The sequence below is a fragment of the Roseibium sp. R5 genome, from assembly GCF_055755305.1.
Map to the genome: position 1 here is coordinate 5,172,051 of NZ_CM146910.1, position 22,522 is coordinate 5,194,572.

A 22,522-nucleotide genomic window follows, 5' to 3' on the forward strand; every position below is an offset into this window, starting at 1 on the left:
TTCGGGCTGTTTTATGTAAAAGTCTCAAGGACCTCGCATCTGTTGGGGAAAAGTCCGTTCATCCCCAACTCACTGCAGCCTGACGGTTGCTTCACAAATTAACGTTATTGTAACCTTTGACTAATCAGACACGACATCTCGTGCGGCGTATCAAATAGAGGCACAAGATATGCCATAATGGACTTGCGTTCGCGTGTCCAATAACGGGATTTTGGCCAGTCACTGGCCTTGGCAAGGGGTGCGGCAATGAGTTGGACGAACGAACGGGTTGAGCTTTTGAAGAAGCTCTGGGGCGATGGTTTGAGCGCAAGCCAGATTGCGGGTGAGCTTGGCGGTGTCACCCGGAACGCAGTGATTGGCAAGGTACACCGGCTTGGTCTTTCCGGCCGCGCAAAGTCTTCTTCCTCAAGCGCAAAACCGCGCCGTCCCCGCACAACGGCCAATCCGGCGTCTCAATCGGCACCGAAACGTCCGCAAACACAGCCGCAGACCCAAGGTACCGCAGCGCTGAAGATGGAGCCGACGCCAGCCCCGGTCGCAGAGGTTCAACCCGTTGCAGAACCGATCGCTGATGTTGTTCCAATGTCCAAGCGGGCGACTATCCTGACGCTAACTGAGCGCACCTGTAAGTGGCCGATCGGCGATCCGGCGACAGAAGACTTCTACTTCTGTGGTCAAGTATCCGAAGCCGGCGTGCCCTACTGCCCCTACCACTGCAAGATTGCTTACCAGCCGGTCGCAGACCGCCGCCGGAGCGCCAACAACAAGACCAGTGTTGCCCAGGCTTCCTGATCTCGAAATACCCAAGAAAAAGCCCGCCGATTTGGCGGGCTTATACATTATGAGGCCGGAGCATGGTTTGATGCTCCGGCCTCTTTGTCATTGAGGTATGGCCTTACCTTTATGACGGTGTGTGAAGTGGTTGAGCCCTTGCGGGCATGAACCTTGCGTTCGCAAAAAAGCAGAACCCTTCACACACTTGAGGCTTCGTCGAACCGTTGAGAGAGCTTCGCGCTCGCGTATAAGGGAGACCAAGCCATGCCTTATGCTAGCCGTTTTGTCGGCATCGACATATCAAAATCCACGTTTGACGTTTGCGTTCTGCCCGATGAGCAGCGTGCGAGTTTCACCAACACGGAGGAAGGGATCGATGCATTCCTGACCTTTCTCATGCGGTTCAACTCGATAGAACGGCTGATCCTGGAGCCGACCGGCGGCTATGAGCGTGCCGTTGAGGCTGCCCTTCTGGCGGTTGGCCGGCCAGTTGCCAAGGTGAACGCCAAGCAAGTCCGGCAATTTGCCCGGGCCTGTGGCCAGCTCTCCAAGACCGACAAGATTGATGCCTTCATTCTGGCCGACTATGGCCAACGCCTGGAGACACGCCTCCTCACTCCCAGCTCCGCGGCCCAGACCCTGCTCAAGGAGCTGGTTCAAAGATACCGGCAACTGAGCCATATGATCGTTCAAGAAAAGAACCGCAGGGAAAAGCAGACCGGCAGGACGATAGCCTGGATCGAAGAAAGTCTGCGCTTTTTGACCAATCAGCGCCAGGCTGTTATCGACGACATGGAGCTTTGCATCAGGTCGGACCCGGCACTTGCCCAAAGGGCCAATGTTCTCATGTCCCTCAAAGGCATCGGTCTAAGAACAGCTTGCTTCCTGCTGGCCGACTTGCCGGAGCTGGGGAGCTTGTCCAAAGGACAGGTCGCCAAGCTCGTCGGCGTGGCCCCGCTCAACAAGGATAGCGGCCTCATGCGGGGCAAACGCATGATCTCCGGTGGACGGCGGCAAATCCGAGATGCTCTCTACGTCGCAGCTCTGCCAGCCATCCGCTTTGATCCGGTCATGAAGGCCTTCTACAAACGCCTCAAAACAAATGGAAAACCGTCAAAGGTCGCCCTCGTCGCCGTCATGCGAAAAATGATCATCATTCTCAATGCAAGGCTAAAAGAAACGATGATGGTCTCCGCTTGACTACCAACACCGTTGCTTTTTTGTTTGTCTTGAAAGTCTCGATCAGGCTGCCGTGAACTGGTCGTTGAAGGCATACCCAGCCCCGCGCACCGTGCGGATCGGATCCTTCGCCTTGCCCTTGTTCAGCGCTTTGCGCAGGCGGCCTACGTGAACATCGACCGTGCGTTCATCCACATAGACATCGTGCCCCCAAACACCGTCCAGCAGCTGTTCGCGGGAAAAGACCCGGCCTGGTGCGGTCATCAGGAATTCCAGAAGGCGAAACTCTGTTGGCCCCAAATGGATTTCCTTGGTGCTGCGCCGGACGCGGTGTGTTTCCCGGTCAAGTTCGATATCGCCAGAGCGCAGCATCGTGGACACCACCTCCGGGCTTGCCCGCCGCAAGATCGCGCGGACACGCGCCATCAGTTCGGGCACTGAGAACGGTTTGACCACGTAGTCGTCCGCTCCGGTCGACAGGCCTCTGATGCGCTCAGCTTCCTCGCCGCGCGCCGTCAGCATGATGACCGGCAAGCGCTCGGTGTCTTCGCGTGCCCGCAGGCGCCGGCACAGTTCTATGCCGGACAGTCCGGGCAACATCCAGTCCAGCAACAAAAGGTCCGGCTGGGTTTCCCGGAGGCGGATTTCCGCCTCGTCGCCGCGGACACAGGTCTCGACGGCGTATCCTTCCGCTTCCAGATTATACCGCAACAGAAGGCTCAACGGTTCTTCGTCTTCGACGATGAGGACCTTCGGCATGAATTCTCACTCCAATTCCCTCAGCCGGCACCAAAGCGCCGGCTTACAGTTCCTGCTTCACAGCCCGCTCAGGCTGGCTCTGGCAACTCACATAGCGCCGGTTTCATCAACCTTGGTGCGGTCTTCCGGAAGCCGTTCGCCCGTCACCATGAAGAAGACGTTTTCGGCAATGTTGGTGGCATGATCGCCGATCCGCTCGATGTTCTTCGCACAGAAGAGGAGATGGACGCAGGAGGTGATCACCCGAGGGTCTTCCATCATGTACGTCAGAAGTTCGCGAAACAGAGAGGTGTAGATCGCATCGACTTCGGCATCAGCTTCCTGCACGTGGCGCGCTGCCTCTGCATTGCGTCCGGTGTAGGCATCCAGAACCTTTTTCAGCTGCCCGAGGGCCAGCTCGGTCATGTGCTCGACGCCGATTGCCAGCTTCTTGCTCTGAATGTCGTTGTCGATTGCGATTGCCCGCTTGGCAACGTTCTTTGCAAGATCGCCAACACGCTCCAGATCGTTCGCGATCCGGCTGGCAGCCGTGATTTCACGCAGATCCTGCCCCATCGGCTGACGGCGCACGATCATTGCGATCAGGCCTTCCTCAACGTCCTGATGCAGCGCATCAAGACGGCGATCCTGATCAATCACGCGGCGCGCCAAATCGGTGTCGCCGGACACGAGGGCGGAAACGGCTTCTGCAAATGCTTTTTCTGCGAGACCGCCCATTTCAGCGATCCGGCCGGCCATGACGTTCAATTCGTCATCATAAGCCGTGACTGTATGTTCAGACATCCTGTGTCCCTTCGAAAAAATGTGCAATCCGGTTAACCGAAGCGGCCGGTAATGTAGTCCTGCGTACGCTTGTCCACCGGGTTGGTGAAGATATCCTGTGTCGGACCTTCTTCAACCAGAATTCCCAAGTGGAAGAATGCAGTGCGCTGAGACACGCGAGCGGCCTGCTGCATGGAGTGCGTTACGATCACAATCGTGTAATTCTCGCGCAGCTCGTCGATCAGTTCCTCAACCTTGGCAGTCGCGATCGGATCGAGAGCGGAACACGGCTCATCCATCAGGATCACTTCCGGGCTAACGGCAATCGCGCGAGCAATACACAGGCGCTGCTGCTGACCACCGGACATGCCGGTTCCAGGTTCGTCGAGACGATCCTTGGCTTCTTCCCAAAGACCCGCTTTTTGCAGGCTGGAGGCCACGATGTCATCAAGCTCAGCCCGGTTCCGGGCCAGACCGTGAATGCGCGGGCCGTAGGCTACGTTATCGTAAATCGATTTCGGGAACGGGTTCGGCTTCTGGAATACCATTCCGACCTTGGCGCGCAGCTGCACCGGATCGACCTTCGGATCGTAGATGTCTTCGCCGTCGATCTGGATGGAGCCTTCGACCCGGCAGATATCGATCGTGTCGTTCATGCGGTTGATGGTCCGCAAGAATGTCGACTTGCCACACCCGGACGGGCCAATGAAGGCCGTGACCGAACGCGGCTGGATTTCAATATCCACGTCCTTGATCGCGTGCGTGTCGCCGTAATAGACCTGCACTTTATTGGCTGAAATCTTGCTGTCGGTCATATCTGTCGCCTGTTCAATTTTCGGCATGTCATTCATGGGTACGCCTCCTTACCAGCGACGCTCGAACCTGCGGCGCAGGATAATCGCGAGGATGTTCATAGACAGAAGGAAGATCAGGAGGACGATGATACCGCCCCAGGCTTTCTCGTAGAACGCGAAGTCGGAACGGGCCGCCCAGGTGTAGATCTGTGCCGGCATCGCGGAGTTCGGGTCCATAAATCCGGAAACGAAACCGTCCGGATATCCGCGGGCCACAAAGCCGACCATCCCGATGAGAAGCAGCGGTGCTGTTTCCCCAAGAGCCTGAGCCAGACCGATGATCGTTCCGGTCAAGATGCCCGGCATCGCCAGCGGCAAAACATGATGGAACACGGCCTGCATTTTTGAGGCTCCAACGCCCAGGGCTGCATCGCGGATGCTTGGCGGCACGGCCTTCAGCGAGGCGCGTGTGGAGATGATGATCGTGGGCAGCGTCATCAGTGTCAGAACAAGACCGCCAACGATCGGCGCCGATTGCGGCAAGTGCATGAACTGGATGAACACCGCAAGACCAAGAATACCGAACACGATGGACGGAACGGCCGCAAGGTTTGAAATGTTCACCTCGATCAAGTCAGTTAACTTGTTCTGCGGTGCGAACTCTTCAAGATAGATGGATGCGGCTACTCCAATCGGCAGGGACAGGAACAACACCACCAGCATCATGAAGAACGATCCGACCACAGAGGCTCCGATGCCGGCACCGCCCGGATTGTCCACTCCAGAGTCTGCCCCGGTGATGAACGGCCAGTTGAAGACCGTCTGGATAATCCCGCTCTCGACCAGCACATCGACCAGATCAAGATCGGATTTCTGGAGGAACCGGCTGTCCGTGATATTGTCCCGGGTCAGGCGGCCATTCATGTAACCGTCAACACGGGAGGAAGCCGCCAGTTCGAAGGCAACCGGCTGACCAAGCTGGTCCGGGTTTGCCCGGTAGAACTCGCGAATGGTGCTTCCTGGCTTGCCGACAATCCGCTCAATCGCGGCAATATCGAACGGCACCTGAATGTTCTTTTGCTCAAACTGCGCGCTCATCGCTTCAGTGAACACAGCCTCGTAAGCCCGTGTCTTGAAGAGCTGGCTTTCAGCATCGTCGAACTGTTCCTGGGTGACCGTAAACTCAACGGTCAGAACCGTCCGCGTAAAGGCTGGAATGCCTTCGCTAATGATTGAGTAGGCCAGGACAACCAAGAAAAACAGACCGGCTCCGATAGCGGCAATGCCGTAAGCCTGAAAGCGTTTCTCGGACGCATTGCGTTTCTTCGTCAGCTCGTCCGTCGCATACAGTGATCGCGGCTGTGCCGACGTTTTTTCAGGCGCTTTTGCACCTTCTGGAGAAAGAGTTGCGTCGGTCATCAGTCATACTGCTCCCGGTATTTGCGCACGATGTAGAGCGCGACAATGTTCAAACCGAGCGTCACTACAAAGAGCGTCATGCCCAGCGCAAAGGCGACCAGCGCCACCGGAGATGCAAAGTCTGCATCGCCCGTCAGTTGGCTGACGATCTTCGCTGTCACTGTTGTCATTGCGTCGAAGGGGTTCAAGCTGAGGCGCGCTGCGGCACCCGCACCGAGTACCACGATCATCGTTTCACCGATGGCCCGGGAGGCTGCCAGCAGGATCGCACCAACGATACCCGGAAGGGCGGCCGGCAGAATAACCTGCTTGACGGTTTCGGACTTGGTCGCACCCAAGCCATAAGAGCCGTCACGCATGGCTTGCGGAACCGCGTTGATGATATCGTCAGAGAGCGAACTCACAAACGGGATCAGCATGATGCCCATCACGAGGCCGGCGGTCATCACTGCCGTACCGGACTGCATAATCCCGGCCCCGTCCGGCCCAAAGACCGAGACAAGAAGCGGGCCGACTGTCAGCAGCGCAAAGAGACCGTAAACGATCGTCGGAATGCCGGCGAGGATCTCAAGAAGCGGCTTGGCGACGGCGCGCACCTTCGGTCCGGCGTACTCTGAGAGGTATACCGCAGCAAACAGCCCGATCGGGACAGCCACGGCTAGGGCGACGAACGAGATGTAGAACGTGCCCCACAAGAGCGGGATGATCCCGAGTTGTGAATTGCCGCCGCGGCCGGAGAAGGTTGGTGACCACGTCAGGCCGAAGAAGAAGTCGAATGCAGGGTAGAGCCGGAAGAACTCAACCGTGTTGAACACCAGCGAAAAGACGATCCCGGCAGTCGTCAGGATCGCGATCGATGCGGCTGATATCAAAAGCGCCTTGATGCCCCGCTCAACCGTGTTCCTGGCTCGGAAGTCTGCCCGGGATTCATAAAGTCCCCATGCCGCCCCGGCCAAAGCCGCAAGGATGACGACAATCGACATCATGAAATTGCCAGTGGCGTTCAGGACCCGGTACTCTTGGGCTGCCCGGAGGATTGGCTGCGTGATCTGAGACGTGACGACCTGCCCCGCCTCTTTCAGCCGTGCCGTGACATCGTTGAAGTCGGCACGGGCATTGCGCGCGAAGTCTTCCGAAATCAGCCCTTGAGCAACGGCGTTGTCCAAACCGCGCGCAGCACGGCGGACTTCGGCAAGCACAAGCCCACGCGACGACCCTTCCGCGATCTCGCTGTCCGGGATCAAACCTGAAACACTGTTGTTAACGATCAAAGGCTGCGCCAGCAGCCATAGGACCAGAATGAGGAAGGCAGGAACCACCACCTTCATTGCGACGTTTGAGCCGTAATACGAAGGAAGCGAATGTAGCTTTATTTGCTCGCCTCCTGCGCTCGCTAAAGCTCGACCACGTCCGAGTACGTAGCCCACCACCGCAATGGCGAGTACGATCAAGATGAGCCAGACCACAGGCATCTGCTTCCCCGGATTTTATATGAAATTTCCAAAAAGGAGAAAGGGGCGGCGGAATATGCCGCCCCTCATATTCGAACCTGAAGGCTCGATTACTTCATGGTTTCTTCAGCTTCGATGGAAGCCTGAGTAGCAGCCAGCTCCGGATCGGAAACCAGGCCGTACTGAGCCAGCGGGCCTTGCGGGCCAGCGATTTCGTCAGCTGTGAAGAACTGAGCGTACTCTTTCAGACCCGGGATAACGCCGATGTGTGCTTTCTTGACGTAGAAGAACAGCGGGCGGGAAACCGGATACTCACCAGTGGAGATGGTCTCAGTGGAAGGTGCGATGTCAGACATGGTCGCAACTTTCAGCTTGTCGGTGTTGTTCTCGTAGAACGCCAGACCGAAAACGCCAACGCCGTTCGGGTTGGAATCGATGCGAGCCAGGGTCTCGGTGTAGTCGCCGTCGATGTCCACGGACTTGCCGTCTGTACGAACTGCAAGACATGCGTCTTCAGCGTCGTCTTCGGACATGCCGCCATCCATCATCGCCTTCATGGCGCCGGACTCTTCACAACCAACGAGGAGAACTTTCTCTTCGAAGACTTCACGAGTGCCGTGCTTGGTGCCCGGGATGAAAGCAGCGATTTCAACGTCCGGCAGGGAAGCGTCTACTTCGGACCACTTTGTGTACGGATTGTCGACGATAGCGCCATCAACCAGAACCTTCGGAGCCAGGGCGTTATGCCACTGAACCGGTGTGAAAGCGGTGAAAGCCGGGCCGTCTTTTTGGGACGCGAAAACGATCCCGTCATAACCGATGCGAACTTCCATGATGTCGGTTACGCCATTCTCTGCGCAAGCCTTGATCTCTTTTTCGCGAATTGCGCGGGAAGCGTTTGCAACGTCGATGGTGTTTTCGCCAACACCTTCACAGAAGCGCTTCAGGCCAGCAGAAGAACCGCCGGACTCAACAACCGGTGTCGGGAAGTCGGTGTTTTCACCGAAAACTTCAGCGACGATAGAAGCGTAAGGAAGAACGGTTGAAGAACCGGCAACCTGAACCTGGTCGCGAGCCTGAGCGGCGCCAACGAATGCAGTGGAAGCAACAGCAAGAGCAGTTGCGCTAACGAGGGTCGTAAATTTCACTTGACCACTCCCTTTGAATGTCAAGGTTTGCAAATCCACGCTGGACGCGATTTCGTCCAAGCGCTGCCCGGAACCTAGGCCCGATGGATGAGAGTTCTATGACAGATTTTTTTCAGTTTTATGACATTGTAAGTATCTGTATTCATTGATTAATTCTACAATTCTACATTTCTTTGTGTCATCCAGCGCTTCCGATTAACACATAATCCATGGCGTGACTGACACGCAGTGGAGAAGCTCTCAGGTCTCCTCACCTCGAACCCGCTTCTTTAGGTAGTAGAACACGTTCCAGCACGGTTCGCGTGATTAGCCAGCGAACTCGCCCCATAAGTCATTCTGACAATGAAGACTTTCGATCCAGCAACCGGATAAGTCGCGGTTGCTCGGCCTGGAAACAGACATTAGCCGGAAATGATCACCTTGAACGTGGCGCCCTTACCCGGTGCACTCTCCACATCGAGCCGGGCGCGATGACGGGTCAGGATGTGCTTGACGATCGCAAGACCTAGTCCGGTGCCTTTCATGGCCCGGCTGGAATCAACATCAACACGGTAGAACCGTTCTGTAAGGCGCGGCAGGTGTTCCGGAGCAATCCCTTCTCCGTAGTCACGCACGGCAAGTTCCCACGCGATCTCGCCCTCGCCCATCTGTTTAGAGGTCAAGCTGACATCGACGACTTCGCCGGTGCTGCCGTATTTGAGCGCATTCTCGACCAGGTTTTCTGTTACCTGGATCAGTTCGTCCCGGTCACCCGAAATCATCACTGGCTTCTCGGGGAGATCCAGCCGGATCGTCATGTTCATGTCGCGCGCCAACGGCCCAAGAGCGTCATTTGTGTGCCGGACGATTTCGCAAAGATCGACTGAAGTTTGCGGGCGAACATGGGCACGCAGTTCGATGCGCGACAATGACAAGATGTCGTCGATCAACCGGCGCATCCGCCCGGCCTGATCCAGCATGATCGACAAGAACCGGTCACGTGCCTCAGCGTCGTCGCGAGCTGGCCCTTGCAAGGTCTCGACAAAACCGGTCAGTGACGCGAGTGGCGTGCGCAGTTCATGGCTGGCATTGGCCACGAAATCGGTCCGCATACGTTCAAGGCGCCGGTTTTCCGTCTGATCCTGGACCACGACAAGAACAAAAGCGGGCTTCCGGCTACTCGCCTGTCCTTCTTGAGGACCCAGCTCGTGAATGGGCGCAATATAGGCCTCAAGCCAGGTTTCTGTTGGAACCTTCTCGATCCAATTGATGCGCTCTGCAGTGCCGTTTGAACAGGCGCGATCAAACGCTTCCAAAAGCGATGGAGCCCGCAAGGAGAACGACAACGGATCTCCCGGTTTCGCGCCGGGGTAAATCTCCATCGCCCGTGCGTTTACATACCGAGTGATGCCACGCGCATCTGCAACGAAGCACGGTGTTGGCAAAGCATCGACCGTGACCTTCATGTCCGTTCCAGGCCACATGCGCCGCATTCTGCGCTGCGCATTGATCTTCAGCCGTCGGCTGGCGGAGTTGCGGGGAATTGAGAGCGTGGCTGCCAAAGTGGCCGCAAAACAGAGGAACCCCACCCAAACCGGGATTTCATACACAACCACCAGACCAGTCAGAATGACCGCGCTGGCCAAGAGCGCCCACCGCGCATCCCTCAAGCGGCGCCTCGGTGTTTCCACAGGCGAAATCTGAGGGCTGTCTTCAAAAGGCGGTTGAGACACGGTCATGGGCTTGCGGGTTTGAAACGAACTCTGGGTGTCCGCCGGTTATGGTTATTTCGACACCTCACCTTGCAGGTTAGGGTGTGAAGGCAGGAAATTTGCACTCCGCCTAGCACAGAATGCATGTCAGCTAAACGACAGAATGGCGGCTTCCTGACGCAGGCGCATCATTTCCGCTTCAGCGTTTTTGCCGCCGCACCAATGTTCTTCAAAATTCGTGGCCAGCCATTCGATTGCATCATGAGCTGCATATATTCGCCGCCCGCCTCGCCATGCCGCAGAAACTTGTTGTGTACGACCTCGACCCGCGTCACCTCTCCGGCCTCGCGAAAATTGAGCATGACCCGGCTAGCTGCAGCCGGATCCGCGATCAGACTTCCATCCTGCGCCACCTGCCAAGAAATCCGAATGTAGAGCGGTTCTTCTATAGAAAGAACGGTACCCCAGATGCGCCGCTGCCCCTTGTCGTCGATTTGGTAACAGGCGCCGCCAGCAAAGGGCTCTATGCGGACATCAAGGTCACCGCTGGGGGCCTCACTCATGGGCGGGCACCACCAAAGCTCCGGATGGTCGACAACCAGCTTGAACGCATCAAGTCGCGCAAGCGGTATTACGCTCTCAAACCGGCATTCAAATTCCGATGCCACTTGGCTCGTCATGGCAGCGTTGTTTTCGACATCTTGTTTCATCGGGTTTGACAAGATCCCATGTTTTGGGCTCGATGCTTCATCATATGGCCGTTATCCGATTCAAACGTCAATTGCGTGACGTCCGGTCCCATCCTTCAGGAACCATCTTAGCATGAAACATGACCGATCCTTCGATCCGCGCTATGGGGAACGCGTGGAGCTCCTGCCCGGCCTTTGCCGCGTGACAGCAAGAAACCCGGGCCCGTTCACTTTTCATGGCACGAACAGCTACATTCTGGGCCATAAGCAACTGGTTGTTGTGGATCCGGGCCCGGCGGACGAAGAACATGTAAACACGCTGCTGTCGCTCACGCACGGCGCACAGATCGAGGCTATCCTGGTCACGCACACACATGTGGACCACTCGCCCGCGGCACGGATGCTTCAAGAACGCTCAGGCGCAAAGATCATCGGATGCGCGCCGCACCATGCGGCCCGTCCCCTCATGGAAGGTGAAGTCAATCCACTGGATGCCAGCGGCGACAAGGACTACGCGCCGGATCAGGAGTATCAGGATGGCGATGTATTTGAAGCAGCAGGCATCAAGTTTGAAGCCATCGCCACACCAGGTCATACCGCCAATCACATGTGTTTTGCACTCTCCGGCGAAGACGTGCTGATCAGTGGAGACCATGTCATGGCTTGGTCTACGTCCATTGTCGCTGCCCCCGACGGGTCTATGCGCGACTACATGGCTTCCATCGACAAGCTGCTTGCGCGCTCCGAGACAACCTATCTGCCAGGGCATGGCGGTCTTGTTTCTAGTGCGCCCCTCTATGTTGAGCAGCTGAAACAGCACAGATTGTCCCGCGAGGCTTCAATCCTGAATGAACTCGGTGCGCAACCACGCGGCATTCCGGAGATCGTTGCCAAGCTTTACGCCGATGTGGATCCCAAACTACATGGTGCGGCAGGGCTGTCAGTGTTTGCACATTTGGAAGATTTGACCGAACGCGGTCGGACAATTGCAGACCCAAGTCTGGCTCTGGACGCGACGTTCCGGCTAACGGTGTAACCGATAGATATCATCCTTCGAGATCATCCAGCTCAAAGGCGTCGGCAGAGAGCCCTTCATCATCTTCAAAGTAGGGCTTGAAACTCGGCAGCGGGATTGTTTCCCGATCGCGTTCAAAAACTTCCAGAGGGGCGTCCTCCTGAAGGTCGGCCTCTTCAACCGCCAGACGCTCCAGATCGCCGTAGGTTTCAAGAAGGACCCGGTCGACTTCAGCCATGAGACCTCGAATGACATCCGCATTGCCTGAAAACTCACGCAAAGGCGACTGAGATCTGGAACGAACATCAAGGAGCGCACCGACCGGATCCGGGCGGACCCTCAGGGCAATATCATGCTTAAGGCCCAACAGCTGAGTGGTTTCCTCGGCCCATAATGCGGTGGGCGCATCCAAAAGGTCGGGCGGAAGTTCGTCAACAACCCGCCAGTTCAGCTCATCAACCGCCTTCTTTGCAGCCGCGTGCAATTCGCCCGGAGTTATCCGGTAGCGCCGTGGAACAATGTCCGGGTAGAGCTCCAATTGAAGCTCCGCAGCTAACCTCTCAGTGCGCATGACCTCCTGGTACTGGGTCCAGGCCGTGTTCCGGACATGCGACGCCATCCAAACCAATACAGCCTGGTCCGACTGCGGCAGAACCTCCACCAGCAGCGGTGGTTCGTCCGGGTCCGTGGTCACATCCGTGAGCTCCGGATCCACGATGAGAAGTCCCAGAACGGCTGCAGGCGCGCACAGCGCGACGGCACCCAACATGACACCAAGTATGGAAGATCCGATACCGCCGCCGCCACGGCTCCAGATCCGGACAAAGGCGATCAGCCCACACAGCATGGCCGCGACGGCCAAACCGGCTGCCACAGAGAGGGACAAAACGAATGTATCGGGTGTCAGAAGGTCAAAACGCTGCGTCACCAAGGTGACCAAAGCCAGCGCGAACGCAAGCGCCCCGAGAGTGCGGCTGGCTGGTGCAGCTTTTGATCTGTGAGCCGGGTATTGCTTCATCTGACCTTGCGTTCAGTTTCCAATCGTCTGTCTAGCATTCCTGACCGTGCCGGCATAGCGGGCATGTGCCTGATGTCCCCGGCAATACATCGATCTCCGGCCTGAAGTACTTCGCAACCAATGCGCTCACCCGGTTCGTTAAGAAAGCCTTACCGGAATTGTTCACGTTTGACCCAAGTTGGTAACAACCTGACATCCTTTTTGAGTAGCCGAACACGGAACGTCGGGGCATCCTACGTTTATCCGGGTAAGAAAAAGCGAAAAATGGACAAAATGTCATCTAAGCGCCTTATTCCGGCACCACATCACCGATTGCGGACCGAAACACTCTTAGGCCGCATCGATTAAAAACTGAGACAGAAAGACGGAACGGAACAATGTCTGATCAAACTGCCCGCCCTGCACAAACTGCACAGGCTGGAGCAAAACTTGAAAGCCTCTACAAGCCAGTTGGCATTGCAGCCTTGAACGCTGCAGCATTGTGCTCGCGTCCGTTCTCAAAAAAGACCTCCGGAAAATAATCCGTCAGGCGTAATCCGAGGCGATCAGGCATCGCCTTCTGGTTTCAAAACAAACGACATACCGCCAAACCCTTTTGCATGCGCAGCAACAGCGCGTGCAAACCGTGAGCGTTTGGATGATCTGTCAACAGTGTTTGTTGGTCAGGGTATGTTATTGAAATAGCCGCAAAAGTGGTTGCGTGCGCCCAGTAATTTTGGGCAAGCTCCTGAGTGTCGATTGCATTGCAATCTGGGTGGAGCTTGTCTGAATGATCATTGCCTATTGCCCGTCAGTGAATGGCCTGGAACGTATCGAGCTGGCCGATGACGTAGCCCTGCCATCAACCTCCGTGTGGATTGATCTCATCAGTCCAACGCAAGAAGAGCGGACCAAGGCAGAGCGGTTGATGGGGGCCGAGATCCCGAACCCGGACGAAATCACCTCAATCGAAACGTCCGAACGATTCTATCTAGAACCTGGCGCGGTCGTGATGACGGCACAAATGCCTGCCGTGTCCCATACTCTGGATCCGGTCCGGTCTTCCGTGACCTTTGTTCTGAATGCAAAACGCCTGGTGACCGTTCGATACGGCGAGCCGAAATCCCTGACACTTTTGGCCCGAAAGGTACAATCGGACGCGACGATCGCGCATCTTGGACCTGCGATCATGTTCGCGCTGTTGGACATCATCGTCGACCGGTGCGCCGACGAAATGGAAACCGCGTCTGCTTGTTATGACGACCTTGCGCTGAAAGTCTTCGGCGACGGCCTTAACACACGGAAAACCGCCAGCTATAAGGACGCGATCAGGGAACTCGGACGGATTGGCTTGAGAGTTGCCAAGATGCACGATGTGTGCGCTGGGCTGGCAAGGATGGTGCTTTACATGACCACCCATGCAAAGCGCTTCAATCTCAGCGACGACCAACTGACCGATTGCAAGATGTATGGGCGGGACATCCATTCCATCAAGGAACACGGCGATGCGCTCGACAACAAACTCACGTTTCTTTTGGATGCAACCGTTGGCCTGGTCTCCATGGAGCAAAACCAGATCGCGAAAATCTTTACCGTTTTGGGGCTGATTTTCTTGCCTCCGACGCTGATTGCGTCGATCTACGGCATGAATTTCGTCAATATGCCGGAGCTCCAATGGCAAATGGGGTTCCTTTTTGCCATTGGTTTGATGGTGATCTCCGTCGGAGTGACCTTCTTCCTTTTCCGCTGGCTCCGGCTGCTCTGAGCGGGTTTAGGACGTATGGACGAATTGGAGATGTATTTCGCCGGGATTTGCATCGTTCAAGATCAAGGAAATCCGGTGAAGGTGATGCTAGCGCATCATCAAGACGGATTTGCGCTGGAATTGAGCAATGCAAACACGGCCCAAAGGGTGAGACAGGTGCCAGCGATCTGGCACCGCCGATCCCTTGACCGTATATCGATACGCTCTACCGGACCGTCGCCGCCATATCTTGGCACTTGTCTCACGAAATACGTCTCCAATTCGTCCACACGGCCTAAGGATAAAGGCGCTCTTTGTTCCATGGCTCGGACGGGCTGGACCTCGTGAACTTTACACGGTCATGAAGCCTAAAGGGCCGGTCCGCCCAAAACTCAATCTCACTTGGGATCAAGCGCAGACCAGACCAATGTTCTGGGCGTGGAATTTCGCCAATACCGAACTTCGCCGTGTATTTGGCAACTTCTTTTTCCAGCGCAAAGCGGCTTTCCAGCGGACGGGATTGGTGGGAGGCCCAGGCACCGATACGGCTGCCGCGCGGACGGGACTGGTAGTACTCATCTGCCTCTTCCGCCGGAACCTGAACAATCTCGCCGCGAATCCGGATTTGCCGCCGCAGCGACTTCCAATGGAAGCACATGGCCGCCTTACCAGCCGACAACAGCTCACGGCCCTTGGCGCTTTCCAGGTTTGTGTAAAAAACAAACCCGGTTTCATCAAAACCCTTCAGGAGAACCATGCGTACATTTGGTAATCCGTCCGGATCAACCGTCGACAGCGCCAAAGCATTCGGATCATTCGGTTCGGTCGTTTTGGCTTTCTCAAGCCATTCATCAAACAGCTCAAATGGTTTCTCTGCCTCAACAAAGTCACCTTTTGTTAACTCTTCATGGGGATTCTTGAGGTCTGTCATTGGTACCCTGTCGAAGGATTCGATGGCCGGAGGAACGGCAAGAAGATGCCGCCCTTGAGAAAGGCTATCAAGTGATGCGCCGTATGCGTTCATATACTGCCAGACCCAGCAAGATCCACCCCCTGAAAAGCCAATACGCGGTGGTGTGCGCACTTGTCATGGGATTGACCACATCGGGATGCAGCCAGGTTGGCATGCAGGTCGGCACCGATGACTTGAAAACACCGATCATTCTGACCGGGTCCATTCCCTCAGCGGCAGATGAAGCCTACACAGATCTCAGCGTTGAGGACCGGCAATCCATTGCGAAGAACTTTGACACCCTTGACCAGGATCTGGCGAGCGGGGCGGGCCTGGAAGACTTGAAACTGCCGTGGCTGAACGGCATCAGCGGGAATTCTGGAACAATTTCCGAAATCAATTCGACTGCATTTACGCAGACCGGGTGCCTTGGTTTCAAAACCACCGCCAACACGATCAGCGGTATCAAACTTTACTCCGGCACAGCTTGCCGGGACATTACGCAGAAGTTTGCCGTCACAGCGCTCACAGTCGCTGACGCTTGAACAACGGAAAATTCGCTGTAAAAGAACCGAGGGTCCACCGTCGGCGCTCTGGAATTTTTTCCTATCCGTTACGATATCTAAGGTAACGATGGTCGGACAACGATATGCGGGCAGTGCCTTGTGACAGGCATCAAGACCGGCACAAGCGGTCCAGACCGGCAATCTTGTGAACACTGGTGAGACGAATGCGGGATCCCTACAGCGTTCTCGGGGTGGCGAAATCCGCCAGCGAGGGCGACATCAAAAAGGCCTTTCGGCAATTGGCCAAAAAATACCACCCGGATCAGAACAAGGACGATCCGGGGGCACAGCAGCGCTTTTCCGAAGTAAACCAGGCCTATGAAATCATCGGCGACAAGGACAAGCGGGCCCAGTTTGATCGCGGCGAAATTGATGCCGAGGGCAAACAGAAATTCCAGTCGCGTGGTTTTGACGGATTTTCCGGATTTGAAGACTTTGGTGCAGCCGGTGGCTCCCGAGGGTTCCGCTCCTCCGGCGGAGCTGCGGGCGGTGGCGGGTTCGATGACATCCTGAATGACATTTTGGGTGGTTTCGGCAGCCGTGGTGGAGCGCGCGGAAGTGCGGGCCCAGGTGCCAGCGGGTTTTCAGGTGCGGGCGGCGCCAAGGCGCGCCGGTCCTCCCCCTCTAAAGGCGCGAATGCAGATCTGATAGCCGCTGTGTCGCTGGAGGATATTCTCAACTCCGGCAAGGCTCAGGTTACGCTCCCGAGCGGTAAAACCGTCAATGTCACACTTCCCAAAGGCGTGGTTGAGGGCGAAAAGATCCGATTGAAAGGTCAGGGTCATCCGGGCGACCAAGGTGGTCCTGCAGGCGATGCCCTGATTGAGGTCCGCTTCAAGACGCACAAGCTGTTTGACGTCAAAGGCTCCGATCTTCATCTGGATTTGCCGATCACACTCTATGAGGCGATCCTCGGCGCTAAGATCCGGACACCGACCCTGACCGGCGCTGTCAATCTGACCATTCCGGAGAATACCTCCAGCGGCAAGACCATGCGTTTGAAGGGCAAAGGCTTGCCGACCAAAAACGGCGGTCATGGCGACCTCCTGGTCAAGATCCAGATTATGCTGCCGCCGCACGGGGATGATGAGCTGGACACTTTGATGAAGGCATGGCGGGAAATCACCCCGTACCGGGTTCGCGGTCCCGAATTCGACTAGGACTTTAACCTAGAACAATGATGGCGGTGCCTGTCACCGCAAGGAATGCGCCCGCAATGGCCCTGGGGTCCGGGCGCATTTTTGTTTTCAGCCACAGGATCGGCAGCACAAACAGCGGGGATAGGGATCCCAGCACCGCCGCGATCCCCGCCTCCATGTGCGCAAAGGCATAAAGCAACAGAGACGAAGAAAATCCGTAGCCAATGACGCCTGGCAAAATCGTGCGCACAACAAGATAAGCGTTAGGCTCGGATTTTGGCTTGAAGCTCGCCGCTGGCCACAGGCTAATCAAAATAACAAGACCGGCTGCCCCTGTAAGGCGAATGGCCGCCACGGCAATGGGCTCCGCACCTTGCTCAAGCATCGGCTTAACGGCAAGAAACCCACCTCCCTGAAGAGCGGCGGCTGCAATCCCCAATAGAACCACTGGCCCCAGGATTTTGCGAGCACCGGTTTTCGGCCCCTCATCCGCGTGATTGGCCTGGATCGCCAGAACAATGCCCGTGATAACCACGCCTGCACCTGTGATGTCCGCAAGAGAAAGCGTTTCGCCGAGCCAAATGTAGGCGATCAACGCAACGAGAGGCGCCTTCAAGCACAAAAGCAGTTCCGTCAGACGCAGGCCTCCCCGTCGGAGACACTCGATCATGGCAAGGTTGCCGAGCAAGACACCACCGACCACGCTCAAAGTGTACGCCGGGATGTCGATGGTGGCAGGGGCCGGCCACAGGCCCAGCACTGATGACACCAAAGACATCAAGGCCGCGCACGCAATCAGCTGAATTCTCGTAAACTCAAAAGTACCCAGCTGACGGGCAGGCCACTGGGCCAGGACAATTCCAGATGCCCAACCAAATGACGCCGACAAAGCGGCGACTGCCGGAAGCAACGCTATCATCACAAGACCTCATGCTATTCTTTTCATAGCAATAAGTCGCTATTAAAAAAATAGCAAGCAGTCACTGTGATCGAACGCGCAGATGCGAAAGGCACCATTGGCGTTGGGCGCAGCGTCAATTAGGTGGGAGCCAATATCGAGTTAGAAGTCGTATATCAGCACTGCGGCGCTCAAAATGATCCAGGTAAGTGTAATCGACCAAAACAGAACGGGTGTTTCGCGTTGGCGAACCGGTTCGATGAGATGCGTTTCTCCGGTGCGAAGTGCCGGAATGGCCCAGGCAAGGAATATCAGCCCCCAGACCCAGGACTGGTCCAGCAAAAATGCCCCCCACAACACGGCGAGCGCGGCCGCAGGCTTCCAATAACGGAAAAGAGACTTGGACGCCGAGTCGTCCTCACTGTTTGCACCAGCTTTGGGCACAGCCACGAAGAACGCCGCGCCATCCGGGTCCTGAACTAGGACCGCATCATCGTCCTCGTAAAGAACCGCTCCGCCCTTGGCCTCGACGGTCGCTTTGGCGCGATCTCGGTCGGCAACAGAAAAATGTATGCCCCAGAACTCGAAAGAGCCGCGGATCGCTTCCGGGGCTTGCACGAGATCTGCGACATGACGGCCATTGGAATTCAGGATCTGATAATGGCTGTAGGTTTCTCCAGCTCCCGATGACGGCTTGAAACGCCAGCCAAACAAGTGCTCGTAGAAGCTGATAACCCGGGCAGCGTCTGAAACATAAAGCGCATTCCAAATCATTGCACCTTCAAGGGCATTATCCGAACGCTCTGGCAGGCCGCTGTTCTCAATAACGGTAAAGCCAGCGCCGAGCGGATCCCGGATCAACGCGATGCGGGCACCGTCCTGAAATGGCACCGGGCCCAGCTCGACCTTGCCGCCATTTTCTCGCGCTGAGGCCACCGCCGCATCAGCATCCTCAACTTCGATGTATCCCATCCAGAAGCTCGGGAGCTTCATCTCCTGGAATTTTCTGGGCATTTCGAAAATGCCAGCAGCTTCACCAGCCCTGCTTTCAGCTATGGCATAGTCGAAACCATCTGGCAGCTGGTTGACCGAATAGTCCCAACCAAAAAGGTCTCGATAAAAAGGCCTGGTTGTCTCAGGGCGCAAAGTGGACAGGTCACACCAAACAAAGTCTCCGACCGCCATCAATCCTCCAACTCTCACTTAGTCCGAGATGGGCGTTGATATCGCTGGATGCAATGGCAGTATTTATCCGGCTTTGGCTGCGCGCATCCGTTTCCGGAGGTATTTGACAGCCGACCGGTAGTGGCTTGCACCGGCAGCTTCTGCAAAACGACCAGCGGGCCATTTGCTCCGGCTTCCCTTCATCGGCGCGCCATAGAGCTCTTTGTCAGTCAGATTTTCGATAAGGGCCAGCAATTCAAAATGGTTGGTCTCAAGCAGTGTGCGGACAGAGATCCAAGAAAAGCCGGATTGACGCGCTCTCAAATCGGCATTGTAGCGCGGCGTTTCCGACCATTTGTAGCCTTCAGCGGGGATGTGGACCGGGACGCCCGATTGACCATCCCGGTACCATTTCAAGAACAACTCGATCCAGTGCGCACGGTGTCCCACGATATCCTTGGGGCTGATGCCGTCTTCATCCTTTTCCAGGCGCTGCATAGCCGGAAAGGCATCAAGCACATCCTTGAGTTTGCTCCATTCCTTTTCGGTGATCTCAAGAAGCTCTGATTTTGAACCTGCCGCCATCTTTGACCTGCGATACCAAACTGGATTCCCTCAAAACCTTACCGATCCTGATATCCGTACCACCAGTAGGCTCCTTGCAGATAGAGCTTGCGCAACGAAGGCAGCGGGAAACGTTTGAACGGCTGTTGCAGAGCGGCAGGCAGGTCTTCTGGGCGCACGGTGCCCAATATCAGACCAGCGGCTTTTTCTCCGGACAAGGAGGCCATGGCAATTCCGCTTCCATGCCAGCCCATTGCCGCATAAACACCGTCCATCCCGGGAATTACACCGACAAACGGGGTCAGGTTGCGGGACAGGCATACGCGGCCGTACCACTGATATTCACTCTCAACAGTCTTCCAGGCGGGAAACATCTGATCGAAATCCTGCCTTGCGCGCTTGTGCATGGCTTTGAGGGACGGCTCGGTCTCGAATATTCCGCCGCGTGTTCCAAACAGGAACCTGCGATCAGGCATCAGCCGGAAGTAATGCAGCAAAATACGGGAGTCAGACGCCATCGTCTCCGACGTCCAGCCTTGAGCGGACAACTCATCCTCGGACATGGGGCGCGTGACATGGATCGACGACATGACAGGGAGCGTTCGGCCGTGAAGCCATTTGGGCACGGTTTCTTTCGCATAACCGTTGCCGGCAAGCACGACCCCTTTTGCGCGAACAAACCCATGTTCGGTATCAAGCCGCCACCGGTCCCCATCGCGGCTCATGCCATTCACCGGCGACTTACCATAGATCCGACCGCCTTTTCGGCGCACTTGATCGGCAAGGCTAAAGAGATAAGCCATCGGATTGAGCGCAAACCCGTAGGGGATGTGGAGACCGCCGTGAAAGCCGGGACCGCCGTAGCCTTCTTCGTTCAGCGCTGCTTTGTCCAGCACCCGGGACTTGATCCCGAAATTCTCCTTCAGGTAAGCCGCTTCAGCCCTCAAACCGTCAAGGTCTTTTGGCCGGTGTGCCAGTGTAATTTCGCCTTTGGAATGGCAGTCGGCGTCAATCCCCCAAGTCTCCAGCCGCTGAGCGACCTGGTTGATGCCGGCGACTTGATAGGCAAGAAACTTGCGCGCTTCTTCCAAACCGAAACGCCGGACAAGCTGGTGAACACTCAGTTTTGTCCCACCCAAACAACAAAATCCGCCGTTCCGGCCTGAGGCTCCGTAGCCGACATGCTCTGCTTCCAGAACGCAGACTGAAACACCAGCTGCTGCAAGCTTCATCGCAGCGCTCAACCCGGCAAATCCGGCACCGATCACCGCAACATCAAACAACGCATTGCCCATCAGCTGACGGTCTGTGCGCACTGCGGGCCTGCTCGCCTCCCAATAGCTTCCCGCCAGTCGCCGCTGATCTTGTGTCTTCTGAAGCATTTTAGATGCCGAGCCGATCCCTCAGTGAGAACCATGTCATAGCTAGGACGAGCAGCGGAAAACGCAACTTGTCACCCCCCGGGAACGCCGGAATATCAAGCCGTTCAAAGACATCAAACCGCCCCGCAGTCCCAGCGATGGCTTCGGCCAGAAGCTGCCCTCCAAGCGTTGCCATTGCAACGCCATGTCCGGAATAGCCCGTCGCGGTCAGGATGTTGGGTTTGACGCGAGCGAAATAGGGCATCCGCTTCGGCGTAATAGCGAGAGTTCCACCCCAGCCATAGTCAATTTCGACGTCCGCCAGCTGCGGATAGATCTCAGTCATGGGCCGGCGGACAAACGACTTGATGTCCTCCGGGAAGCGATAGCCATAGTTCTCGCCGCCGCCGAACAACAAACGCCGGTCTGCAGACAGACGGAAGTAGTTGATCACGAACTTGCTGTCGGCGACCGCGACATTGTCGCGGATCAGGGCGCGCGCCTCGTCTTCGGAAAACGGCTTCGTCGCAACGATGAAGTTGTTGATCGGCATGACATGGGCTGCCGTTTCCCGGTTGAGTTTGCCGAGATAGCCATTGCAGGCAAGGATAAGGTGGCGGGCCTTCACAGTGCCGGTGTCCGCTGTGACCTGCACACCGCCGGAAGCATGCTCTTCTATGCCGGTCACCTTGGTTTCTTCAAAGATCTTTGCGCCCGCCTTATCTGCAGCACGAGCCAGACCCAGCGCGTAGTTCAGCGGATGGAGGTGTCCGGCGCCCATGTCCAGCGATCCGCCGAAATACTTCGGACTGCCGACCATGTCGCCGATCTCATCACCATCGACAAACCTGATTTGCTCGTAGCCATAAGTCAGCCGGAGATGTTCGACGTGGTCGCGGCTGTCTTCCACGTAGGACTTGCGATGATCAGCGTGGAGAATTCCAGGCGTGTAGTCACAGGCAATCTCGTGTTTCGCGATCAGGTCTTTGACAAGCGCCTTGGAGTTCTGCGCCAGATCCCAAAGAAGTTTTGCATGAGACTTGCCGTGGCGGGTTTCCAGGACATCCTGTTCGACACGCTGACCGGATCCGACTTGTCCTCCGTTGCGTCCGGACGCGCCCCAACCGACGCGGTTGGCTTCAAGAAGAACAACGTCCAAGCCGCGCTCGGCGAGATGAAGTGCCGCGGAAAGCCCAGTATAACCGGCACCGACAATCACCACATCGGCAGCCCGTGGCCCATCTAACGGTGCATAGGTCGTCTGCCACCGTGCTGTTGCAGCATAGTAGGAGGGCGGGTGTTGGCCCGGTGTGTCATTGGCGGTCAGAAGATCGAGCGAATTCAGCATGTCGCGGTGCCGGTAAACATGAATGGTGTCATGATGCAGATGGCCTTTTCAGTATCGGCCAGCTTGATTACCCTGTTCTCTTGTGACCAATGTTGCAAGGCAAAAAGG

General features: G+C 56.4%; 22 protein-coding genes. 7 read left to right on the forward strand and 15 right to left on the reverse strand.

Translation table 11 applies throughout. The features are described from left to right. The first annotated feature begins 246 nt into the window (after window positions 1-246). Window positions 247-792 carry a GcrA family cell cycle regulator gene (locus AC0J4F_RS24170; protein ID WP_133948071.1) on the forward strand — a complete coding sequence of 182 codons (546 nt, stop codon included), beginning with the start codon at window positions 247-249 and terminating at the stop codon, window positions 790-792. Between the two features lie 246 nt (window positions 793-1,038). After that, window positions 1,039-1,974: an IS110 family RNA-guided transposase gene (locus AC0J4F_RS24175; RefSeq protein ID WP_473023611.1), complete on the forward strand. Its 936-nt coding sequence runs from the start codon at window positions 1,039-1,041 to the stop codon at window positions 1,972-1,974. Window positions 1,975-2,016: 42 nt separating this feature from the next. On the opposite strand, the gene phoB is transcribed toward AC0J4F_RS24175, so the two are convergent. The 8 genes from phoB to AC0J4F_RS24215 all read right to left on the reverse strand — a co-directional run bounded on the left by phoB (window position 2,017) and on the right by AC0J4F_RS24215 (window position 10,687). Continuing rightward, complete coding sequence (phoB, locus tag AC0J4F_RS24180; RefSeq protein ID WP_040451610.1) at window positions 2,017-2,712, reverse strand: phosphate regulon transcriptional regulator PhoB; 696 nt, start codon at window positions 2,710-2,712, stop codon at window positions 2,017-2,019. An 87-nt stretch (window positions 2,713-2,799) separates the two neighbouring features. Further along, entirely contained in the window at window positions 2,800-3,495 is a 696-nt protein-coding gene (gene phoU / locus AC0J4F_RS24185; protein WP_133948073.1) for a phosphate signaling complex protein PhoU, read from the reverse strand. Between the two features lie 32 nt (window positions 3,496-3,527). Then, entirely contained in the window at window positions 3,528-4,316 is a 789-nt protein-coding gene (pstB, locus tag AC0J4F_RS24190) for a phosphate ABC transporter ATP-binding protein PstB (protein ID WP_286189813.1), read from the reverse strand. A gap of 21 nt (window positions 4,317-4,337) precedes the next feature. Beyond that, on the reverse strand, window positions 4,338-5,687 hold the full coding sequence (gene pstA, locus AC0J4F_RS24195; RefSeq protein ID WP_133948077.1) for a phosphate ABC transporter permease PstA: 1,350 nt from the start codon (window positions 5,685-5,687) through the stop codon (window positions 4,338-4,340). Continuing rightward, window positions 5,687-7,159: a phosphate ABC transporter permease subunit PstC gene (gene pstC, locus AC0J4F_RS24200; protein WP_133948078.1), complete on the reverse strand. Its 1,473-nt coding sequence runs from the start codon at window positions 7,157-7,159 to the stop codon at window positions 5,687-5,689. Before pstC ends, pstA begins: the two co-directional genes overlap by 1 nt. A gap of 89 nt (window positions 7,160-7,248) precedes the next feature. Further along, entirely contained in the window at window positions 7,249-8,286 is a 1,038-nt protein-coding gene (locus tag AC0J4F_RS24205; protein WP_473025017.1) for a substrate-binding domain-containing protein, read from the reverse strand. Window positions 8,287-8,687: 401 nt separating this feature from the next. Further along, on the reverse strand, window positions 8,688-10,004 hold the full coding sequence (locus tag AC0J4F_RS24210) for an ATP-binding protein (RefSeq protein ID WP_473025018.1): 1,317 nt from the start codon (window positions 10,002-10,004) through the stop codon (window positions 8,688-8,690). Window positions 10,005-10,165: 161 nt separating this feature from the next. Further along, a complete protein-coding gene (locus tag AC0J4F_RS24215) occupies window positions 10,166-10,687 on the reverse strand; it encodes an SRPBCC family protein (RefSeq protein WP_133948084.1) in 522 nt (173 codons plus the stop codon). A 112-nt stretch (window positions 10,688-10,799) separates the two neighbouring features. On the opposite strand from AC0J4F_RS24215, the gene AC0J4F_RS24220 reads away from it, so the two are divergent. Continuing rightward, the gene (locus AC0J4F_RS24220; RefSeq protein WP_133948085.1) at window positions 10,800-11,702 is read left to right on the forward strand and encodes an MBL fold metallo-hydrolase; all 903 of its coding nucleotides are present in this window, start codon (window positions 10,800-10,802) and stop codon (window positions 11,700-11,702) included. Between the two features lie 10 nt (window positions 11,703-11,712). Here AC0J4F_RS24220 and AC0J4F_RS24225 read toward each other — a convergent pair whose 3' ends face one another. Then, complete coding sequence (locus tag AC0J4F_RS24225) at window positions 11,713-12,699, reverse strand: DUF1499 domain-containing protein (RefSeq protein WP_133948087.1); 987 nt, start codon at window positions 12,697-12,699, stop codon at window positions 11,713-11,715. A gap of 377 nt (window positions 12,700-13,076) precedes the next feature. Between AC0J4F_RS24225 and AC0J4F_RS24230 the strand changes: the two genes are divergently transcribed. After that, window positions 13,077-13,220 carry a hypothetical protein gene (locus AC0J4F_RS24230; RefSeq protein WP_166672677.1) on the forward strand — a complete coding sequence of 48 codons (144 nt, stop codon included), beginning with the start codon at window positions 13,077-13,079 and terminating at the stop codon, window positions 13,218-13,220. A 248-nt stretch (window positions 13,221-13,468) separates the two neighbouring features. After that, the gene (locus tag AC0J4F_RS24235) at window positions 13,469-14,443 is read left to right on the forward strand and encodes a CorA family divalent cation transporter (RefSeq protein ID WP_473025019.1); all 975 of its coding nucleotides are present in this window, start codon (window positions 13,469-13,471) and stop codon (window positions 14,441-14,443) included. 274 nt (window positions 14,444-14,717) lie between these two features. Here AC0J4F_RS24235 and pdxH read toward each other — a convergent pair whose 3' ends face one another. Continuing rightward, a complete protein-coding gene (gene pdxH / locus AC0J4F_RS24240) occupies window positions 14,718-15,353 on the reverse strand; it encodes a pyridoxamine 5'-phosphate oxidase (RefSeq protein ID WP_473025020.1) in 636 nt (211 codons plus the stop codon). A gap of 83 nt (window positions 15,354-15,436) precedes the next feature. Between pdxH and AC0J4F_RS24245 the strand changes: the two genes are divergently transcribed. Further along, the gene (locus AC0J4F_RS24245) at window positions 15,437-15,919 is read left to right on the forward strand and encodes an RT0821/Lpp0805 family surface protein (protein WP_473025021.1); all 483 of its coding nucleotides are present in this window, start codon (window positions 15,437-15,439) and stop codon (window positions 15,917-15,919) included. Window positions 15,920-16,104: 185 nt separating this feature from the next. After that, window positions 16,105-17,100 carry a J domain-containing protein gene (locus AC0J4F_RS24250; protein WP_133948093.1) on the forward strand — a complete coding sequence of 332 codons (996 nt, stop codon included), beginning with the start codon at window positions 16,105-16,107 and terminating at the stop codon, window positions 17,098-17,100. Between the two features lie 4 nt (window positions 17,101-17,104). On the opposite strand, the gene AC0J4F_RS24255 is transcribed toward AC0J4F_RS24250, so the two are convergent. The 5 genes from AC0J4F_RS24255 to AC0J4F_RS24275 all read right to left on the reverse strand — a co-directional run bounded on the left by AC0J4F_RS24255 (window position 17,105) and on the right by AC0J4F_RS24275 (window position 22,414). Continuing rightward, window positions 17,105-17,998: a DMT family transporter gene (locus AC0J4F_RS24255; protein ID WP_209002290.1), complete on the reverse strand. Its 894-nt coding sequence runs from the start codon at window positions 17,996-17,998 to the stop codon at window positions 17,105-17,107. Between the two features lie 141 nt (window positions 17,999-18,139). Next, the gene (locus tag AC0J4F_RS24260) at window positions 18,140-19,162 is read right to left on the reverse strand and encodes a VOC family protein (RefSeq protein ID WP_473025022.1); all 1,023 of its coding nucleotides are present in this window, start codon (window positions 19,160-19,162) and stop codon (window positions 18,140-18,142) included. A 63-nt stretch (window positions 19,163-19,225) separates the two neighbouring features. Further along, entirely contained in the window at window positions 19,226-19,726 is a 501-nt protein-coding gene (locus tag AC0J4F_RS24265) for a ClbS/DfsB family four-helix bundle protein (protein ID WP_473025023.1), read from the reverse strand. A 38-nt stretch (window positions 19,727-19,764) separates the two neighbouring features. After that, window positions 19,765-21,087, reverse strand: coding sequence for an NAD(P)/FAD-dependent oxidoreductase (locus AC0J4F_RS24270; protein WP_133948099.1), 1,323 nt, complete (start codon window positions 21,085-21,087; stop codon window positions 19,765-19,767). Window position 21,088: 1 nt separating this feature from the next. Beyond that, entirely contained in the window at window positions 21,089-22,414 is a 1,326-nt protein-coding gene (locus AC0J4F_RS24275) for an NAD(P)/FAD-dependent oxidoreductase (RefSeq protein WP_473025024.1), read from the reverse strand. Between the last annotated feature and the right edge of the window lie 108 nt (window positions 22,415-22,522).

Excerpts from the sequence above, each read along its gene's own strand:
- AC0J4F_RS24170 (WP_133948071.1), top strand. The coding sequence starts at position 247 with ATGAGTTGGACGAACGAACGGGTTGAGCTTTTGAAGAAGCTCTGGGGC.
- AC0J4F_RS24175 (WP_473023611.1), top strand. The coding sequence starts at position 1,039 with ATGCCTTATGCTAGCCGTTTTGTCGGCATCGACATATCAAAATCCACG.
- phoB (WP_040451610.1), bottom strand. The coding sequence starts at position 2,712 with ATGCCGAAGGTCCTCATCGTCGAAGACGAAGAACCGTTGAGCCTTCTG.
- phoU (WP_133948073.1), bottom strand. The coding sequence starts at position 3,495 with ATGTCTGAACATACAGTCACGGCTTATGATGACGAATTGAACGTCATG.
- pstB (WP_286189813.1), bottom strand. The coding sequence starts at position 4,316 with ATGCCGAAAATTGAACAGGCGACAGATATGACCGACAGCAAGATTTCA.
- pstA (WP_133948077.1), bottom strand. The coding sequence starts at position 5,687 with ATGACCGACGCAACTCTTTCTCCAGAAGGTGCAAAAGCGCCTGAAAAA.
- pstC (WP_133948078.1), bottom strand. The coding sequence starts at position 7,159 with ATGCCTGTGGTCTGGCTCATCTTGATCGTACTCGCCATTGCGGTGGTG.
- AC0J4F_RS24210 (WP_473025018.1), bottom strand. The coding sequence starts at position 10,004 with ATGACCGTGTCTCAACCGCCTTTTGAAGACAGCCCTCAGATTTCGCCT.
- AC0J4F_RS24215 (WP_133948084.1), bottom strand. The coding sequence starts at position 10,687 with ATGAAACAAGATGTCGAAAACAACGCTGCCATGACGAGCCAAGTGGCA.
- AC0J4F_RS24220 (WP_133948085.1), top strand. The coding sequence starts at position 10,800 with ATGAAACATGACCGATCCTTCGATCCGCGCTATGGGGAACGCGTGGAG.
- AC0J4F_RS24225 (WP_133948087.1), bottom strand. The coding sequence starts at position 12,699 with ATGAAGCAATACCCGGCTCACAGATCAAAAGCTGCACCAGCCAGCCGC.
- AC0J4F_RS24230 (WP_166672677.1), top strand. The coding sequence starts at position 13,077 with ATGTCTGATCAAACTGCCCGCCCTGCACAAACTGCACAGGCTGGAGCA.
- AC0J4F_RS24235 (WP_473025019.1), top strand. The coding sequence starts at position 13,469 with ATGATCATTGCCTATTGCCCGTCAGTGAATGGCCTGGAACGTATCGAG.
- pdxH (WP_473025020.1), bottom strand. The coding sequence starts at position 15,353 with ATGACAGACCTCAAGAATCCCCATGAAGAGTTAACAAAAGGTGACTTT.
- AC0J4F_RS24245 (WP_473025021.1), top strand. The coding sequence starts at position 15,437 with ATGCGTTCATATACTGCCAGACCCAGCAAGATCCACCCCCTGAAAAGC.
- AC0J4F_RS24250 (WP_133948093.1), top strand. The coding sequence starts at position 16,105 with ATGCGGGATCCCTACAGCGTTCTCGGGGTGGCGAAATCCGCCAGCGAG.
- AC0J4F_RS24255 (WP_209002290.1), bottom strand. The coding sequence starts at position 17,998 with ATGATAGCGTTGCTTCCGGCAGTCGCCGCTTTGTCGGCGTCATTTGGT.
- AC0J4F_RS24260 (WP_473025022.1), bottom strand. The coding sequence starts at position 19,162 with ATGGCGGTCGGAGACTTTGTTTGGTGTGACCTGTCCACTTTGCGCCCT.
- AC0J4F_RS24265 (WP_473025023.1), bottom strand. The coding sequence starts at position 19,726 with ATGGCGGCAGGTTCAAAATCAGAGCTTCTTGAGATCACCGAAAAGGAA.
- AC0J4F_RS24270 (WP_133948099.1), bottom strand. The coding sequence starts at position 21,087 with ATGCTTCAGAAGACACAAGATCAGCGGCGACTGGCGGGAAGCTATTGG.
- AC0J4F_RS24275 (WP_473025024.1), bottom strand. The coding sequence starts at position 22,414 with ATGCTGAATTCGCTCGATCTTCTGACCGCCAATGACACACCGGGCCAA.